Source organism: Mesorhizobium sp. HAY1-8B (assembly GCF_056868045.1).
Genome location: NZ_CP200321.1, coordinates 5,792,506 through 5,807,363 on the forward strand (window position 1 = coordinate 5,792,506; position 14,858 = coordinate 5,807,363).

General features: G+C 65.6%; 15 protein-coding genes and 1 pseudogene. 6 read left to right on the forward strand and 10 right to left on the reverse strand.

The genetic code is table 11. The annotated features are described in order from the left end of the window. Positions 1–324: 324 nt before the first annotated feature. Positions 325–1,023, forward strand: a complete 699-nt coding sequence (locus tag AC1VON_RS27815; protein WP_483125561.1) for a RibD family protein — start codon at positions 325–327, stop codon at positions 1,021–1,023. A 342-nt stretch (positions 1,024–1,365) separates the two neighbouring features. On the opposite strand, the gene AC1VON_RS27820 is transcribed toward AC1VON_RS27815, so the two are convergent. Continuing rightward, positions 1,366–2,250 (reverse strand): SDR family oxidoreductase, encoded by an 885-nt coding sequence (locus AC1VON_RS27820; RefSeq protein ID WP_483125562.1) that lies wholly within the window; start codon positions 2,248–2,250, stop codon positions 1,366–1,368. A gap of 100 nt (positions 2,251–2,350) precedes the next feature. Here AC1VON_RS27820 and AC1VON_RS27825 point away from each other — a divergent pair, with 100 nt between their 5' ends. Then, on the forward strand, positions 2,351–3,175 hold the full coding sequence (locus AC1VON_RS27825) for a helix-turn-helix transcriptional regulator (protein WP_483125563.1): 825 nt from the start codon (positions 2,351–2,353) through the stop codon (positions 3,173–3,175). A 251-nt stretch (positions 3,176–3,426) separates the two neighbouring features. After that, the gene (locus AC1VON_RS27830) at positions 3,427–3,852 is read left to right on the forward strand and encodes a GFA family protein (RefSeq protein WP_172349392.1); all 426 of its coding nucleotides are present in this window, start codon (positions 3,427–3,429) and stop codon (positions 3,850–3,852) included. Positions 3,853–3,858: 6 nt separating this feature from the next. Here the strand turns inward: AC1VON_RS27830 and AC1VON_RS27835 are convergent, their stop codons facing one another. The 3 genes from AC1VON_RS27835 to AC1VON_RS27845 are packed head-to-tail and all read right to left on the reverse strand — an operon-like array spanning position 3,859 to position 6,334. After that, the gene (locus AC1VON_RS27835; RefSeq protein WP_483125564.1) at positions 3,859–4,308 is read right to left on the reverse strand and encodes an SRPBCC family protein; all 450 of its coding nucleotides are present in this window, start codon (positions 4,306–4,308) and stop codon (positions 3,859–3,861) included. Then, on the reverse strand, positions 4,305–5,087 hold the full coding sequence (locus tag AC1VON_RS27840) for an IclR family transcriptional regulator (protein ID WP_483125565.1): 783 nt from the start codon (positions 5,085–5,087) through the stop codon (positions 4,305–4,307). Before AC1VON_RS27840 ends, AC1VON_RS27835 begins: the two co-directional genes overlap by 4 nt. Before the next feature lie 47 nt (positions 5,088–5,134). Beyond that, positions 5,135–6,334, reverse strand: a complete 1,200-nt coding sequence (locus AC1VON_RS27845) for an adenosylhomocysteinase (RefSeq protein ID WP_483125566.1) — start codon at positions 6,332–6,334, stop codon at positions 5,135–5,137. Between the two features lie 169 nt (positions 6,335–6,503). On the opposite strand from AC1VON_RS27845, the gene AC1VON_RS27850 reads away from it, so the two are divergent. The 3 genes from AC1VON_RS27850 to AC1VON_RS27860 all read left to right on the forward strand — a co-directional run bounded on the left by AC1VON_RS27850 (position 6,504) and on the right by AC1VON_RS27860 (position 9,166). Continuing rightward, on the forward strand, positions 6,504–7,883 hold the full coding sequence (locus AC1VON_RS27850) for a sodium:solute symporter family protein (protein WP_483125567.1): 1,380 nt from the start codon (positions 6,504–6,506) through the stop codon (positions 7,881–7,883). 82 nt (positions 7,884–7,965) lie between these two features. Beyond that, positions 7,966–8,409 (forward strand): cytidine deaminase, encoded by a 444-nt coding sequence (locus AC1VON_RS27855; RefSeq protein ID WP_056571043.1) that lies wholly within the window; start codon positions 7,966–7,968, stop codon positions 8,407–8,409. 100 nt (positions 8,410–8,509) lie between these two features. Beyond that, positions 8,510–9,166, forward strand: coding sequence for a class I SAM-dependent methyltransferase (locus AC1VON_RS27860; RefSeq protein ID WP_483125568.1), 657 nt, complete (start codon positions 8,510–8,512; stop codon positions 9,164–9,166). Here the strand turns inward: AC1VON_RS27860 and arsK are convergent. From arsK to AC1VON_RS27890, 6 genes and pseudogenes are all read right to left on the reverse strand, one after another. Beyond that, the gene (arsK, locus tag AC1VON_RS27865; protein WP_483125569.1) at positions 9,130–10,419 is read right to left on the reverse strand and encodes an arsenite efflux MFS transporter ArsK; all 1,290 of its coding nucleotides are present in this window, start codon (positions 10,417–10,419) and stop codon (positions 9,130–9,132) included. The two genes, AC1VON_RS27860 and arsK, sit on opposite strands and share 37 nt — an antisense overlap. Continuing rightward, a complete protein-coding gene (locus AC1VON_RS27870) occupies positions 10,416–11,807 on the reverse strand; it encodes an FAD-dependent oxidoreductase (RefSeq protein WP_483125570.1) in 1,392 nt (463 codons plus the stop codon). The genes arsK and AC1VON_RS27870 overlap by 4 nt, the downstream gene beginning before the upstream one ends. Positions 11,808–11,850: 43 nt before the next feature. Continuing rightward, entirely contained in the window at positions 11,851–12,171 is a 321-nt protein-coding gene (locus AC1VON_RS27875; protein WP_202326610.1) for an ArsR/SmtB family transcription factor, read from the reverse strand. A gap of 65 nt (positions 12,172–12,236) precedes the next feature. Next, complete coding sequence (gene arsC / locus AC1VON_RS27880) at positions 12,237–12,659, reverse strand: arsenate reductase (glutaredoxin) (RefSeq protein WP_172349385.1); 423 nt, start codon at positions 12,657–12,659, stop codon at positions 12,237–12,239. Positions 12,660–12,706: 47 nt separating this feature from the next. Further along, positions 12,707–12,817: pseudogene (locus AC1VON_RS27885) on the reverse strand (transcriptional regulator); the annotation flags it as partial. A gap of 78 nt (positions 12,818–12,895) precedes the next feature. Further along, on the reverse strand, positions 12,896–14,797 hold the full coding sequence (locus AC1VON_RS27890) for a diguanylate cyclase (protein WP_172349384.1): 1,902 nt from the start codon (positions 14,795–14,797) through the stop codon (positions 12,896–12,898). Between the last annotated feature and the right edge of the window lie 61 nt (positions 14,798–14,858).

Consider the following 14,858-nt stretch of genomic DNA (forward strand, 5'->3'; position numbering starts at 1 on the left):
TCCTCCTCCACAGAGACGCATAATCCCCAAGACCGGGATCGGTCCTGGGAAGGGATCATGCGTCGGTTCAAAGTGTTGGAGCATCCTCCTTGCGCCGGGTGGCGCATGCCGCTCCAGCTGATCGCCGTTGCAAAACTGCCTCCCATCGGCATCAGCAAATGGATGCTAACCCAGGGTCAACCATTTGTGCAACATCGATATAACAGTGCCGGGCGACGAATTATCGGAATTGTCGGATTTTTGGCCGAGCCGGGCTGCCTGGCTTCCATTCTCCGGCCACGACCCTAGTTTGAACCACGCCCAAGCCCATCCCTGGAGAATTGCATGAAGCCGCACATCATCTGCCATATGCTCGCCTCGCTCGACGGCGGCCTTCATCCCAGCCGCTACACCGCCAGCCCGGACGGGACCCGGGCGGAGTGGTCAGGCCTGTATGAACAGATCCACGGCGACCTCGAAGGCGACGCCTGGATCGTCGGTCGCGTCACCATGGCCGAGATGAGCAAGGCCGGAGCGCACCCGCCGGCGCATGCCGGCGAAGTCGAGCGGCCGCACCATTTCGCGCGACGCGACGCGGGAACCTATGCGGTTGCGCTCGATGCCTCGGGCAAGCTCCACTTCGCCAAGCCGAATGTCGGCGGCGACCATGTCGTGGTGCTGCTCGGGCACGGCGTCGCCGACAGCCATCTGGCGGAACTTGCCGCCGACGGCGTCTCCTACATCGTGTCGGAAACGGCCGACATCGATCTCGCCGCCATGCTCGACGTGCTCGGGCGTGAACTCGGCATCCGCCGGCTGCTGCTCGAAGGCGGCGCCGGCATCAACGGCTCCTTCTTCGCGGCCGGGCTTGTCGATGAGCTCAGCCTTCTCATCGCCCCCGCGCTCGATGCGCGGGCGGCAAACCAGGGCTTTGTCGAGTTCGGTGAAAGCGGCCTCGCCGGCAAGACGCAACTGTCGCTGACAAGCTGCGAAGCCCTGGCGCATGGGCTTGTTCATTTGCGCTATGCCGTCAGCCCTGCGTGATCCCGGAAAGAAGGAACCGGTTTTCCGCCAGTAGCTTGGCACAGAAGTCTAATGGCCGGGTGTGCCTGCATTGACGAACCGCAGGCCTCCATCATTTCGTCATCCTATGGCGAAGCAAGGAGCGAAGCGACGCAGCGCAGACCCCTGGAGCTGCTCCGCAGCCCAAGGGATCCATGCCGGGACTCCTGAGCCCCGCCACGGTGCAGAATTCTGCTCCGCTGCACATTCGTTCAACGTCACGGAATGGATCCTCGGGTCTCCACGACGCCGCTACGCGGCTGCTCCGTCCGTGGATGACGAAGTCGGGGAGGCTTCCGCCAACCTCTAACGGTGCTACGCCCCTCAGTACCGCATGGCGTCCAGATCGGCGATGAGCGTCGGGCCGGTCGGATGCCAGCCGAGCCGAGCCTGGGTCAGCGCGCTCGAAGCCGGCAGGTCCATCGGCGCGAACATTGCCATCCAGCCGAAATGCTCCGCCGCCTTTTCCGGCGCGATCGAAACGACCGGCAATTTCAGACCCCGGCCAAGCGCTTCGGCGATGGCGCGCACCTCGACGCCTTCTTCGCCGACGGCGTGATAGCGCGCGCCCGGCTGGCGCTTTTCCACCGCGAACCGGTAGAGCCGCGCCGCGTCGAGAACATGGCCCGCCGAAAAGCGGTTGCGGCCTTCGCCGACATAGGCCGAGACGCCTTTCTGCCGCGCGATCTCGATGAGCGGCGAGATGAGCCCCTGCTTGACCGGATTGTGGACCTGCGGCAGGCGCACCACCGACACGTTGACGCCAGCCTCCAGCAAGGCATTGCCGGCGAGTTCCGAGGCGATGCGCGGATTGGGATGGCTGGGATTGAAGACATCCTCGACCGCCAGCTGGCCATGTCCCGGGCTGCCCATGCCGACGCCAGAGGTGATCACCAGCGGCCGGTCGGATCCGGCAAGAGCTTCGCCGAGGGCGGCGATCACATGGCTGTCCTTTTCGCAATTCTCGACAAAGCGCGAGAAATCATGGTCGAAGGCGGTGTGGATCACGGCGTCCGCCTTGGCCGCGCCACTGCGCAGGCTCTCGGGGTCTTCAAGCGTCCCGCGATGCACCTCGGCTCCCGCGGCGGTGAGTGCCTCGGCACCGGCGTCGGAGCGGGTCACGCCGACGACCTGATGGCCGGCCTGGATGAGTTCGGGAACGATGGCGGAGCCGATGAAGCCGGTCGCGCCGGTCAAAAAGATACGCATGCAAAATCTCCTGCGGTTGCCTGCGTAATATCGGCGGTCTATTATTCCATTAAAGTAGTGATCTTATCATGGTATAATTGCTAACAGGGTGCCTGACAAAATGCCTTCCCCCGGTTCGCTCGCAGCCTTCCTGAAAGACCGGCGCACCCGGCTCGACCCCGCCTCGTTCGGCTTTTCCGGCCGCAGGCGCACGCCGGGGCTGCGCCGCGAAGAGGTCGCCCAGCGCGCCAACATCAGCCCCACCTGGTACACATGGCTGGAACAGGGCCGCGGCGGCGCGCCCTCGGCCGATGTGCTGAACCGCATCGCCAAGGGGCTGCTTTTGACCGAGGCGGAGCGCGAACATCTCTTCATGCTCGGGCTCGGCCGCCCGCCCGAGGTCCGCTACCGGGGCGACGAGGGCGTCAGCCCCCGGCTGCAGCGCCTCATCGACACGCTCGATGCCAGCCCGGCTCTGGTCAAGACCGCGACCTGGGACGTCGTTGCCTGGAACCGCGCCGCGGAGGTCGTGCTGACCGACTACAGCACCATCCCCGCCGGCCGGCGCAACATCCTGCGCTTCATGTTCCTCACGCCCCACATCCGCGCCAAGCAGCATGATTGGCAAGACCTCGCCCGTTTCGTGGTGGGAGCGTTCCGGGCCGACGCGGCGCGTGCCGGCGCGGTCTCCGAGGTCACCCAGCTGGTGGACGAACTGTGCAAGGGCAGCCCCGAATTCGCCACCCTGTGGCGGGAGAACGACGTGCTCGCCCATGGCGACGGAACAAAGCGCCTGAAGCACCTGGAACTGGGGGACATCGAACTGGAATACTCGTCCTTCGCGGTCGACGGCAGGCCGGATTTGAACCTGACCGTCTACAACCCGATCGACAGCAAGGTCGCCGACCGCATCCGCGCGCTGGCCCGGCACCCTGCGGCGGTTTGAAGCTCTAACTTCATCGCCTAAGCTATTACCTTGGCAAGAAAATCTCGGGTCTCGGCAACGCGATCCAGGAATTGCGGGGCACGGGCAAGCGTCGAGGCGAGCATGGGCTCACCGACCTCATCGTAATAGACGCCGGTCACCCCTGATGGATTGAGCAAGGCCTTGGTTATGACGCGGGCCGCGCGCTTTGGCGTGCTCCAGTATTTGATATAGGGGGACGTAGAAGTGACCGAACAGGAGACACAGGCAACATGGTGGGTGACACGAACCTTCGGGCTGGCCAGTGCCATTGCGGCGCGGTGCGTTTCGAGGCCACGCTCAGCGACGGCTTCAATTCGATCCGCCGCTGCACCTGTTCCTACTGCCGGATGCGAGGCGCCGTCGTCGTGATGGCTGAAATGGGCGGGGTCAAGATCCTGCAGGGGGAGGATGCCCTGACGACATATCGCTTCCATACCGGATCGGCGCAGCACTTCTTCTGTTCCCGCTGCGGAATATACACACATCATCAACGACGCTCGAACCAGAACCTGTATGCCGTGAACGTGGCTTGCCTGGACGGGGTAAGCCCATTCGATTTCCCGGAGGTACCTGTCATGGATGGCGTCAATCATACGAACGACACCGGCAGGCCGACGCGCCGAGCAGGCACCCTGCGCTTCATCCCGACTGACTGACCGCCGTCATGAGCGCCGCTCGCAGACCGCCTTCAGGATCTGCAAGGTCGGCCCCCAATAGAGATTGGCGTGCGGACGGATCGCCGGTTCGGCGAAGTTGCTGAGCGTCAGCGTCAGCAGCGTTCCGCCATTCGCCGGCGCCAGGGCGAAACTGACCACGGTGTGGTTCTCAGGCAAGTCCGCCAGGCGCGGGGCCGACAGCGTGCTCCAGTAGCTGTAGGCGAACCGCCTCTCCGGCTCGAACGCCCGCACTGTGCCGTGGTTTTCGAACGGCATTCCATGCAGCACGCCGCGTATCACGATCGTACCGCCTTCATGTCCCTCCAGGCTGACGGTCAGATCCTCGTCCGACATCCATTGCCGGATCATTCGAGGCGTCGTCAGCACCCGCCAGACCTCAGCCGGCTCGGCATCGATGGCGATGGTCTTGACGACCGGCGCGGAGGGATCGGTCACGGCACGCCTGGGCCTGCCGGCTCGGGCGCCAGCACCAGCGCGATCTCCCGCGCCGCCTGCGCGGCGTGGCGGCGCACGGTGGCAAGGTCGAGCATGCTGTAGGTGGTCGCCACATAGGGCACGGTGAGCGCCGCGACCGACTGGCCGAACGGCCCGATGACCGGAAAGGCAAGATCGATGACGCCCGGCTGCAGCCCGTCAGCCACCTCCTCATGGCCGGCGGCACGGATGCGGGCAAGCGCATCGCGCATTTCGGCCTTTTCGTCAGGAATACCCGAGGCTTGCAGCCATTGGCTGACTTTGTCTTGCGGCTGGAACGCCATCAGCGTGCGGCCTGTCGCGGTGCCGAACAGCGGAAACTCGGCGCCGACACGGACACGGAAGCCGAACGCCGCCGGGCTTTCCACCTGCGCCAGGATCAGCACCCTTCCGGCATTGTGGACGCCGAGATTGCAGGATTGCTGGATGGCGTCGGAAAGCCGCCGCATCGACGGCAGCGCCGCCTGGACGAGACCACGCAACGGCTCGTGCCGGTGCGCCAGTTCGAAGAGGCGCGGCGACAGGAAATAGAGCCCGGCCGGGCGGTCGCGGAAGATGTAGCCGCGCCGCTCCAGCGCCTGCAGCACGCGGTAGATCTGGTGGATGGAGCGGCCGACCGCTTCGGAAATCTGCCCCTGGTTCAGCCCGTCCTTCTGCTCGGCCAGCAGTTCGATGATGTCGAACGCCTTTTCCAGGGCCGGTACCGAATAATCCGGCGCTTCCGCGGTCTTGCCAGCCATGCCCCACAACCCTTCCCGGATCATCCAGAATCAGGGGCCTACTATAGTTACAAGGCAGCCCCCATCGTAGCCACCATCAGCCGGGCGATGCGCCGGTTGATGTCGTCGGGCACCGGCTGCGCGCCCCCCGCCAATCCCTCCCCCCTGACCACCCGCTCCAGCGACAGCGCCTGCAGCATGAAACCGATATCCATGGATTCGATCGAATTGCCCTTCGGCTCGACGCCGGCAAGGTTGAACATGCGCCCTTCGGCAACGAGGATGACATGGCGTCCATTGGCAAGGTCGATGCGCCGCAACGTGCCGTCCAGGTCCGTGGCGGACGTGGTCATGGCCTTGAGACCTTCGGTGTCGATCTCCCACGGGAAATGCCCGGAATTGGCCAGCACCGCGCCATCCTGCATGACGGCGATCGCTTGCGCCGGCAGCACGCCGGCGCGGCCGGTGGCGGTGATGAACACTTCCGCCCACGGCGCGAGGTCGGCGAGCGGCGCCACGCGGTAGCCGTCGAGTGCCGCCTCCAGCGCCTTGATCTCGTCGATTTCGATGATGGCCACGCGGCCGCCCAGTGCCCGCAAATATTGCGCGATGCCGCGCCCGCACCAGCCATAGCCGATGACGCAGAAGCGCCGGCCGGGGATCATCAGATTGGTGATGCGCATGAAGCTTTCCACCACGGACTGGCCGACCGCGTGCTTGTTCTCGCCGATCGCCTTCAGTGGGCTGTCATTGATGACGATGGAGGGGAACGGCACCTTGCCAGCCAGTTCGCCGCGCAGCCGGTCGCCACCCGAGGTCGTCTCCTCGGTGCCGCCCAGTATGGACGCCGCCCTGCCCCGCTCGACGATGCCGGCGGCAAGGTCGGCGCCATTGTCGAGCAGCATGTCGGGCTGCGCGTCCAGCACCCGCGCCAGATTGGCGTGATGGTCGGCGAGTGAGTTGGCGCGGCGGCCGAAAATGCCGATGCCCTGGCTCTGCAGGAAGGCGACGACATCATCCTGCGTCGAGCCATGATTGCCGGTGCCGACGATCTCGGCGCCGCCTTCGGCCAGCACCTCGAGCAGCACCGCCGTCTTGGGCTCGACATGCAGCGACACGCCGATGCGCCGGCCGGCAAAGGGCCGCGTTCGGCGGAATTCCCCGCGCAGTCCGGCCAGCAACGCCATGCGCGAACGGATCCAGGCAATGCGGGCGCCACCGCGCTCGACCAGCTCGGGGGGCGCCGGATTGGCCTGGGCTTGGGTCATTCGAAGTCTCCGATCACGATCCAGATTCAGCACTTGCAAAAAAGTTTTTTGCATGTGACAAATCTTGCAGAGGGTCGTCAAGCCCCCACGAGACGGGGCAACGGACAGCAGCGCGGCGCGCCCCAAGGCGTACGGCGCGCCATCGGCTTTGCATGTGAAGGGGTACGAAATGGGAAATCTGGATATAGCTGTCGTCGCCATCTATCTCGTGGCGGTCACCGGCATCGGGCTGTTCTTCGCCCGCTCGATCAAAACCGAGGAAGACTACATCGTCGCCGGCCGGCGCATGGGGCCGCTATGGCTGACCATCTCCGCCTTCGCCTCCTGGACGGGCCTGGCCGGCCTGTTCGGCACGCCCGAAATGGTCGTGCGCTACGGCATATCGGGAACCTGGTGGTGGTTCACCTTCCCGATCGGCCTGCTGTTGATGGGCATCTTCCTGGCCAAGATCGTGCGCCAGCGCATGCATGTGACGACGCCCGACATCGTCGCTCAGGATTATCCCGATTCAGTGCGCGTCGCCGCCTCGCTGGTGACGAGCTGGAACTATCTCGCCTGGGCGGCGGCTCAAGTGTTCGGCATCTCCATGGTGTTCACCCTGTTCTCCGGCATGGATCCGAGGACCGGCGCCATCGTCGCCTTCCTCGTCGTCATCGTCTACACCATGCTCGGCGGCTTCCTCGCCGTGGTGGCGACCGACGTGCTGCAGGCCGTCATCTTCCTCATCGTCATCGGCGTGGTGGCGCCGTTGTTCGTCATCTTCGGACCCGGCGTGCCGCACATCTATGAAGCGACCAAGGACATTCCCGGCTTCTACAACCTGTTCGCCAACGTGCCGCCGGCGACGCTGTTCGTCTGGTTCCTGCTCCTGCCCGCCGGCTTCATCGACACGATCGGCTTCCAGCGCGTCTTTTCCGCCAACTCGCCCGAAACGGCGCGCCGGGGCATGATCAACGGCTTCCTCGTCATGGCCGTGTTCGGCGTCATCCTCACCTTCCTCGGCGTCGCCGCCAAGGCGCTGCTGCCGGCCGACACCAACCCGGTCAACGCCATGCCCGACCTGATGGTGCAGCTTCTGCCGCATGGCGTCATCGGCGTGCTGGTCGCCGCCTTCCTGGCGGTGGCGATGTCGACGGCGAGCACGACGCTGCTGGTGACAGCCACCACGCTGCAGCGCGACGTGATCTCGCGGCTGCGCCCCGATGCCAGCGACCGGGAGAGGCTGTGGACCAGCCGCATCCTGCTGCTCGTGCTCGGCCTCGTCGCCCTGGTCGTGGCGCTCAGCGTGCCCGGCATCGTCACCATCCTGATGCTCGGCTTCTCGGTCTATGTTCCGGGCCTGCTGCTGCCGGTGCTGTCGGCCACCTTCGGCTGGCGCATTCCGTCCTGGTCGATGCTGGCGACCATCGTCATCGGCTCCGGCTCGACCGCGATCCTGGTGCTGCTGGGCGAACCGGGCGGCATTCCAGCCTCGCTGGTCGGCTTCATCCTCTCGGTCATTCCTTTCGTCGCGGGACTTGTCACGCGATCGGAACGGCAGCCGGCCTGAGCCAGCGAAAGACCCGGTAAAGCAATGAGATAAAGCTCCATCCTGAATCAGTGCGGGATGGAGCCCGGATGCGGAGAAACCAATGCTGAAGACCACTTTCGACAGGCTTTCGAGTGCCGACCAGGCGCTCGTCACCGCCGCCGCGCAAGCGCGCGACAAGGCCTACACGCCCTACTCCAACCACAAGGTCGGCTCGGCCGTGCGCACCGCATCGGGCCGGCTTTTCGCCGCCTGCAATGTCGAGGTCGTCACCCTCCAGCAATCGGTCCATGCCGAGCGCAACGCCGTGATGCAGATGGCGGCGGCGGGCGAGCGCCAGATCGAGGCCATCGTCTGCCACGGTCCCTATTCGGGCGTGCCCTGCGCCGAATGCCGGCAAGTGATCTGGGAGTTCTGCTGCGACGATCCCGAGGTGAAGATCATCGGTTCGACGCTCGACGGCGAGATCGAACTGATGACCATCGGCGAGATCTATCCCAGCCCCTACGGCCCGGGCACCAAGGGCATCGACCCGCGCAAGTTCTGAGGCGGGCCACCCGCCCCGTCGGTTCGATCCTTCTTGACCGGAAGCAGTCGTGCTCCCCAAAAATTGACCACGGGCTTATCGCCTGCGACTGATATGGTGAATGGAGAAACCTGAGACGAAAGCCGAGCCGATGGAGAAAGAGGCATCGCGGTTGCACTGGAATGCCACATATGAATTGAAACGGGAGGACGGCGTCAGTTGGTTCCAAGATAGTCCCGAGCCCTCCCTTTCGTTGATCAACGAGATTGCACATCCCGGATCGGCGATCGTTGATGTAGGGGGCGGCGCTTCGCGACTGGTGGACAATCTTCAAGAACAGCACTTTGAGGATGTCGCCGTCCTGGATCTGTCCGCGGCCGCGATCGCGGCTGCTCGCAGTCGACTGGCTGAGGCAGGCGAGCAAGTCGATTGGATCGTGGCTGACATTCGCACGTGGTCGCCGACGCGGCTTTACGATGTCTGGCATGACAGGGCCGCCTTTCATTTCATGGTCGAAAAAGCGGATCGTGACGCTTACCTCTTCACACTTAGGCAGGCACTCGCACCAGATGGCTACGCGATTATCGCTACTTTCGCGCTCGACGGGCCAGAAAAATGCAGCGGCTTGCCCGTTCAACGATACGATGCAAACAGCCTCGCCCAAGCCCTCGGACCTGGCTTTGCATTTGTTCGCACACTCGACCATCTACATCTGACGCCATGGGGCTCTTCTCAGTCCTTTCAGTTCAGCGTTTTCAGACGAGCACCAGCGATGTGACGCTGTTGGTAGCCATCCGCGTCGGGTGCTGCCGGTTCGGCCGTGCCACTCTTTTGAGGGCCGCGCGACTGCCGGCTGATCAGCGCGACGGCGGCGAAGACGGCGATGCCGAACAGGCCGACCGCGACGTTGAGCCACAAGGCCGGGAAAACGCCGAGGCCCGATATCATCAAGGTGAGGCCGAACGGGGCGAAGGCGGAACTGAACTGGCGCGCCGCCGTGATCCAGCCGACATAGGAGCCGTAGCGCTCCTGGCCGAACAATTCGAGCGGCAGCGTGCCGCCGACAATGCTCATCAGGCCCGAGCCGAAGCCGAAAAGCACGGCAAACAGCATGGCGCCGGGAACGGAGGGCGCCACCAGCAGCAGCACCGCGAGGCCGCCGGCCAGCGCGGCGGTCGCGCCGAGCGCCAGCGATGTCTGCGACAGGCCCCGGCCGAACAGCATGTTGACCAGCCGGCTCGCCACTTGCGACGGCCCAAACAGGCTTGCGACCAGCACCGAGGCCCCGCCGAGCCCGACCAGTGTGAGCAGCGGCACCATCTGCACGAGAACGGCCGAAAGCACGAACCCCTCCATGGCAAATCCGGCCAGCACCAGGACGAACAGAGGCGACCATCGCCGGCCGGGCACAGGCGCCGACAGGCCTGATAACACTGGGACGATCCTCTCCCGCGCCTTGCCCGCACCGCCCGGAAGCCGGGCCAGCCACCAATGGATCGGCAGGCAGACAAAGGCGTTGAGCGCGGCAAAGAGAACCAGCACCTCGCGCCAGCCGAGATGCTGGTGCAGCAGCGTCGTCAAGGGCCAGAACAAGGTCGAGGCGAAGCCGGCGATCAAGGTGAGATGGGTGATGCCGCGCCCCGCGCCGCCGAGCTGCACGATCGCGACGAAGGCCGTGCTGTAGAGGACGAAGCAGGAGGCGAGTTCCATGGCCAGCACGCCAAGCGCAAAGCCGGCGCGCCCCGGCGCCAGCGCGCACAACAGCAATGCGCCCGCCGCCGCCAGCGATCCCGGCACCATCAGACGCCCTGCCCCGACCCTGTCCGCAAGGCTGCCCGCGAACGGCGACAGGATGGCGCTCGCCAGCAGCGACACCGACAGCACGGCGAACACCCATTGCTGCGACCAGGCGAGCTCCACCGCCACCGCCGGCGCCAGGATGCTGTAGCTGTAATAGAGCGTGCCATAGCCGATGATCTGGGTGGCACCCAGCGCCCAGATGGCCGAGGCAGGGATCTTGCTATCGCTCACTCGGCCGCTTCCATCTTGCCGGCACAGCCGCAACCGCCTTTGCCGGTCGCCTTGGCGTCGGCATCCGCCACGCAGCAGGCATCGACCTCGGCCGGTGCCGGTCCGCCGCAACAGCCCTGCGACGCGCGGCCCGCCGGCACGGTGCAGACGCCGGTTTCGGGCAGCACCAGTTGCACCGCGTCGGCCGCCGCCATGTCGCCGGCGATCGCCGCCGTGACGGAGCGGACCTGCTCGTAGCCGGTCAACAGCAGGAAGGTCGGCGCGCGGCCATAGCTCTTGATGCCGACCGTGTAGAAACCGGGCTCGGGATGGCTGAGCTCACGGTGGCCGTGCGGCGGCACGTCGCCGCAGGAATGCTCGTTGGGATCGATGAGCGGACCGAGCGCCTTGACGCTTTCCAGCCAAGGATCGAGATCGAGCCTGAGCTCCCTGGTCAGCGACAGGTCCGGGCGCTGTCCCGTCGCGGCGATGATGCGGTCGACGGGGCCGAGTTGCACCAGGCCTTCCTCGCCTTGCCCCTCGACCACCAGCCGACCGGCATGCTCGCGGATCGCAAGCGTCGCAAAGCCGGTCACCAGCTGGACGCGGCCGCTTTCGGCCAACTCGCGCACATCGGCGCCGAGTTCGCCGCGCGCCGGCAACTGGTCGGCATCGCCGCCGCCATAGATGCGCACGAGGTCGGTTCCCCGCACCGCCCAGATGAAAGCCGTGCCGGGCTCGGCATCCGCAAGCCTGGCAAGGTCAAGCAAGGCGTTGGCCGCCGAGTGGCCAGAACCGGCAACCAGCGTCGTGCGGCCGGCATAGAGCGCGCGGTCGCGGTCGAGAATATCGGGGATGCCGTAGGCGATGCGGTCGGCAAACTCCGCCTCGCCCTCCGCCTCGATGCCGCCGGCACCGAGGGGATTGGGCGTGCGCCATGTTCCGGAGGCGTCGATGACGGCCCGCGCGCTGTCGCGCCTGGTGCCATCGGCGGTCTCGACGACGAGCATGAAGGGCCGTGTCCCGCGCTCGCTGCCGCGTACCTTGTCGGCGCCCCAGCGTGATATGGCCACGACACGCGCATTGGTCTCGATCGCCGGCGCAAGTTCCGGAAGCCTGGCGAGCGGCTCGAGATAGCGCGCGACGAGGTCATCGGCGGTGGGAAAGGCTTCCGGGTCAGGCATCCGCCAGCCATGGCTTTCGAGCAGCCGGCCGGCCGCCTCATCGACGCAATAGCGCCACGGCGTGAACACCCGGACATGGCCCCAATCGCGCAGGCTGGCCGCGACATCGCCGCCGGCTTCGTAGAGCTTCACCGGCAGGCCCCGGGCCATGAGATGCACGGCGGCCGCCAGCCCAACCGGACCGGCGCCGATGACGGCGATTGGCAAATCGTTGCGCGTGGCCATAGTTTCCATCCTTCCGGTACTATCGAAATAAAAGGCAAAAAAATCAGGCGGCCGCGTCATCCGCCGCCGGATTGCAAGCCGCATCGGCGCAGCATTCATCGGCCAGGAAGCCGATGAGATCGTTCATCATGGGATAGTTGGCGCGGCAGATCAGCGTCGTCGCCTGCCGCTCCTGGCTGACCAGCCCAGTCAGGATCAGCCGGTGCAGATGGTGCGACAGCGTCGAGGCGGCAATGCCGAGGCTTTCCTGCAGGAAGCCCACCGGCCGGCCCGCCTCGCCGGCCCTCACCAGGATGCGATAGAGGTTCAGCCGCGTCGGATTGCCGAGCGCTTCCAGTTGCTTCGCTGCTTGTTCGAGTTTCATGGAAATAGCATGAGGCCAGCGACGAAAACCGTCAAGTCCTATTTCGAAAAATATCGAAACAGCAATCAGACGACCCGCTTGCCGCCGGCATCGACGACGACCTCGCCGTCCTCCTTGGTGAACGGGCCGATGTCGGGATTGGGCAGGATATCGAGCACCTTTTCGGACGGCCGGGCCAGTACGACGCCGAGCGGGCTCACCACGATCGGCCGGTTGATCAGGATCGGATGCGCCAGCATGAAATCGAGGATCTCGTCGTCGCTCCATTTGGGATCGCCAAGGCCGAGTTCCGCATAGGGCGTGCCCTTCTCGCGCAGCAGCGCGCGCGGCGTCATTCCCATTGCCGCGATCAGCTCGACAAGCTTTTCGCGCGACGGCGGGTTCTTCAGATACTCGATCACCTCCGGCTCCTCGCCGGACTGGCGGATGATCGCCAGCGTGTTGCGCGAGGTGCCACAGGCCGGGTTGTGATAGATGGTGATGGTCATTGCGGGGTCCTCTCGCTGGATGCGGCGTGGCGGACGGCGGCCCCCCGCTCGCCTGCCGGCACCCCCTCGGCCCCGGCCCGAACCAACAGCCGGAACACCTCCAGCCTTGTTTCCTGACCGAGCGCGGCGAGCGCCAGCAATGCTGTTGTCTTGTCCATGAATCCATATGTCTGGATTCATGGATCAATAGCAACCGACGATGACATCGATATGACAGCCACCACTCACGCTTTGCGCTAGGAACCCGTTGCGCGTGGTTCGCTGAGATGCGGGCGCCAGCCATGCACGCGGTCGCGACCGGCCGCCTTGGCGCCGTAGAGCGCCTCGTCGGCGCGCCGAAGGAGATCGGCGATCTCGATATCCGCGCTGCCGTCGAACGTACCGACCCCGATGCTGACGGTAACAATGCCCTTTTCGCTGCCGGCATGCGCGAGCCCGAGGTCGCGCACCTTGCCCCGCAGCGTTTCGGCGATGATAAAGGCGCCTCGCGCGTCGGTTTCGGGCAGGATGAGCGCGAACTCCTCGCCGCCATAGCGGGCCGCCGAGTCCCCCGGCCGACGGGCCGTGGCGTCGATGCAGCGGCTGACGGCGCGCAGGCATTCATCGCCCGCCGGATGGCCATATTGGTCGTTGAACCGCTTGAACCGGTCGACATCGATGATGAGCAGGCTGAGCGGCGCCATGGTGCGCCGGCCGCGGCCGAATTCGCGCGCCAGCGCGTCGTCGAAGGCCCGCCGCGTCAACAGTTCGGTCAGCCCGTCGCGGTGCGCCAGAAGGTTCAGCTTCTCGTTGGCCGCCAGCAGTTCGGCCTCGACCTGCTTGGCCTCCGTGATGTCGGAAAACACACTCAGGCTGCCGCCATCGCCAGTCGGCCGGGTCCGCACGTCGAGCCAGCGGCCGTCGGCGAACCGGACCTGGCGATGATTGGCAACCGTCTGCATGGCCATGACGTCGGCGATCCACTCCTCGACCGCATCGGGCGGCGTGACACTTTCGCCGCGCGCCGCCGAGGCGCGCAGTATGTCGCGGTGGTTGGCGCCCGGCACCCTGATATCGGCCGTCTTCGGAAACAGGGCGCGGTACTGGGCGTTGCACAGCACCAGCCTGTCCTCGGGGTCGAACATCACCAGGCCGTCGGCCATTTGCGTCAGCGCGTCTCCGAGCCTGGCCTGGCTTTCCGCCAGTTCGGTCTCCAGCTGCTTGCGCTGGGTGATGTCGCGATTGTGCGTGATCAGGCCGATGATGGCGCCCGTCCTGTCGCGAAACGGCGCCTTCAGCGTCGCCAGCCAGGCATCGGTGCCATCCTCATGGTGCAGGCGCTGTTCGATGGTGGAGGAGACGCCGGACGCCAGCACCGCAAGCTCGTCCTCGCGGAATTCCTGCGCCGTTTCAGCCGGATAGAAGTCGAAATCCGTCTTGCCGATGAGTGCCTTGGCATCAGCCGCCTGCATCAGTTCGGCCGTTGCGGGATTGGCGGCGATGAACCGTCCATCGAGGTCCTTGACATTGAGGCAGTCGGGCAAGGTCTCGACCACCGCCTTGAAGATGCGCCTCGACTGCAGCGCTTCGAGGCGCCGCCGCTCCTGGTAGATCGCAAGCCCGGACATCGCCACGGAGACAAAGATGAGCAATGTGGAGGGAAACACCACTTTCGGCAGAACCGTCTGCACGACAGGCTGCGGCAGGACGCTGAGGCCAAGCAGCGATCCGCATGCGGTGGCAGCACCCAGGATCATGATATCGCCCATGCCGGGCGAACGGCCCCTGAGCGCAAGGTTACCGGCAATACCGACCAGCATGGTGGCCGCGATGCCGACCGCGCCCGCCAAGGCGCCGACACCGCCCTCGAAAGAGCGGAAGGCCCCGGCCATTACCCCCGCGACGATACCGGCGACAGGACCGCCGAAGAAGCCGGCAACGGCAATCATCGTCGCCCTGAGATCGACCAGGACGCCCGGCTGCAACTGCATGGGCGTCAGCATCAGGATGATGGCGCCGGCGCCCATCAGCAGGCCGAAGGCCGCCGCCTTTATCGCGGCCGGGCTGCGATCCAGCCACACATGCGTGTGGATCCAGACCGAAACGAACATCGCAACGACCGCGAGATTGGCCAGCAGTTCGGACCAGGGCGAACCCATTTTCCTGCGCGTCCCCCTTCTTTCATGCGTCGAGGGTGCGTCCGCCATTGGGGACGCTGCC

Coding starts and splice junctions, on each gene's coding strand:
- arsC (WP_172349385.1), bottom strand. CDS start 12,659: ATGACCATCACCATCTATCACAACCCGGCCTGTGGCACCTCGCGCAAC.
- AC1VON_RS27840 (WP_483125565.1), bottom strand. CDS start 5,087: ATGGCTGGCAAGACCGCGGAAGCGCCGGATTATTCGGTACCGGCCCTG.
- AC1VON_RS27815 (WP_483125561.1), top strand. CDS start 325: ATGAAGCCGCACATCATCTGCCATATGCTCGCCTCGCTCGACGGCGGC.
- AC1VON_RS27850 (WP_483125567.1), top strand. CDS start 6,504: ATGGGAAATCTGGATATAGCTGTCGTCGCCATCTATCTCGTGGCGGTC.
- AC1VON_RS27845 (WP_483125566.1), bottom strand. CDS start 6,334: ATGACCCAAGCCCAGGCCAATCCGGCGCCCCCCGAGCTGGTCGAGCGC.
- AC1VON_RS27830 (WP_172349392.1), top strand. CDS start 3,427: ATGGTGGGTGACACGAACCTTCGGGCTGGCCAGTGCCATTGCGGCGCG.
- AC1VON_RS27860 (WP_483125568.1), top strand. CDS start 8,510: ATGGAGAAACCTGAGACGAAAGCCGAGCCGATGGAGAAAGAGGCATCG.
- AC1VON_RS27890 (WP_172349384.1), bottom strand. CDS start 14,797: ATGGGTTCGCCCTGGTCCGAACTGCTGGCCAATCTCGCGGTCGTTGCG.
- AC1VON_RS27875 (WP_202326610.1), bottom strand. CDS start 12,171: ATGAAACTCGAACAAGCAGCGAAGCAACTGGAAGCGCTCGGCAATCCG.
- AC1VON_RS27820 (WP_483125562.1), bottom strand. CDS start 2,250: ATGCGTATCTTTTTGACCGGCGCGACCGGCTTCATCGGCTCCGCCATC.
- AC1VON_RS27825 (WP_483125563.1), top strand. CDS start 2,351: ATGCCTTCCCCCGGTTCGCTCGCAGCCTTCCTGAAAGACCGGCGCACC.
- AC1VON_RS27870 (WP_483125570.1), bottom strand. CDS start 11,807: ATGGCCACGCGCAACGATTTGCCAATCGCCGTCATCGGCGCCGGTCCG.
- AC1VON_RS27855 (WP_056571043.1), top strand. CDS start 7,966: ATGCTGAAGACCACTTTCGACAGGCTTTCGAGTGCCGACCAGGCGCTC.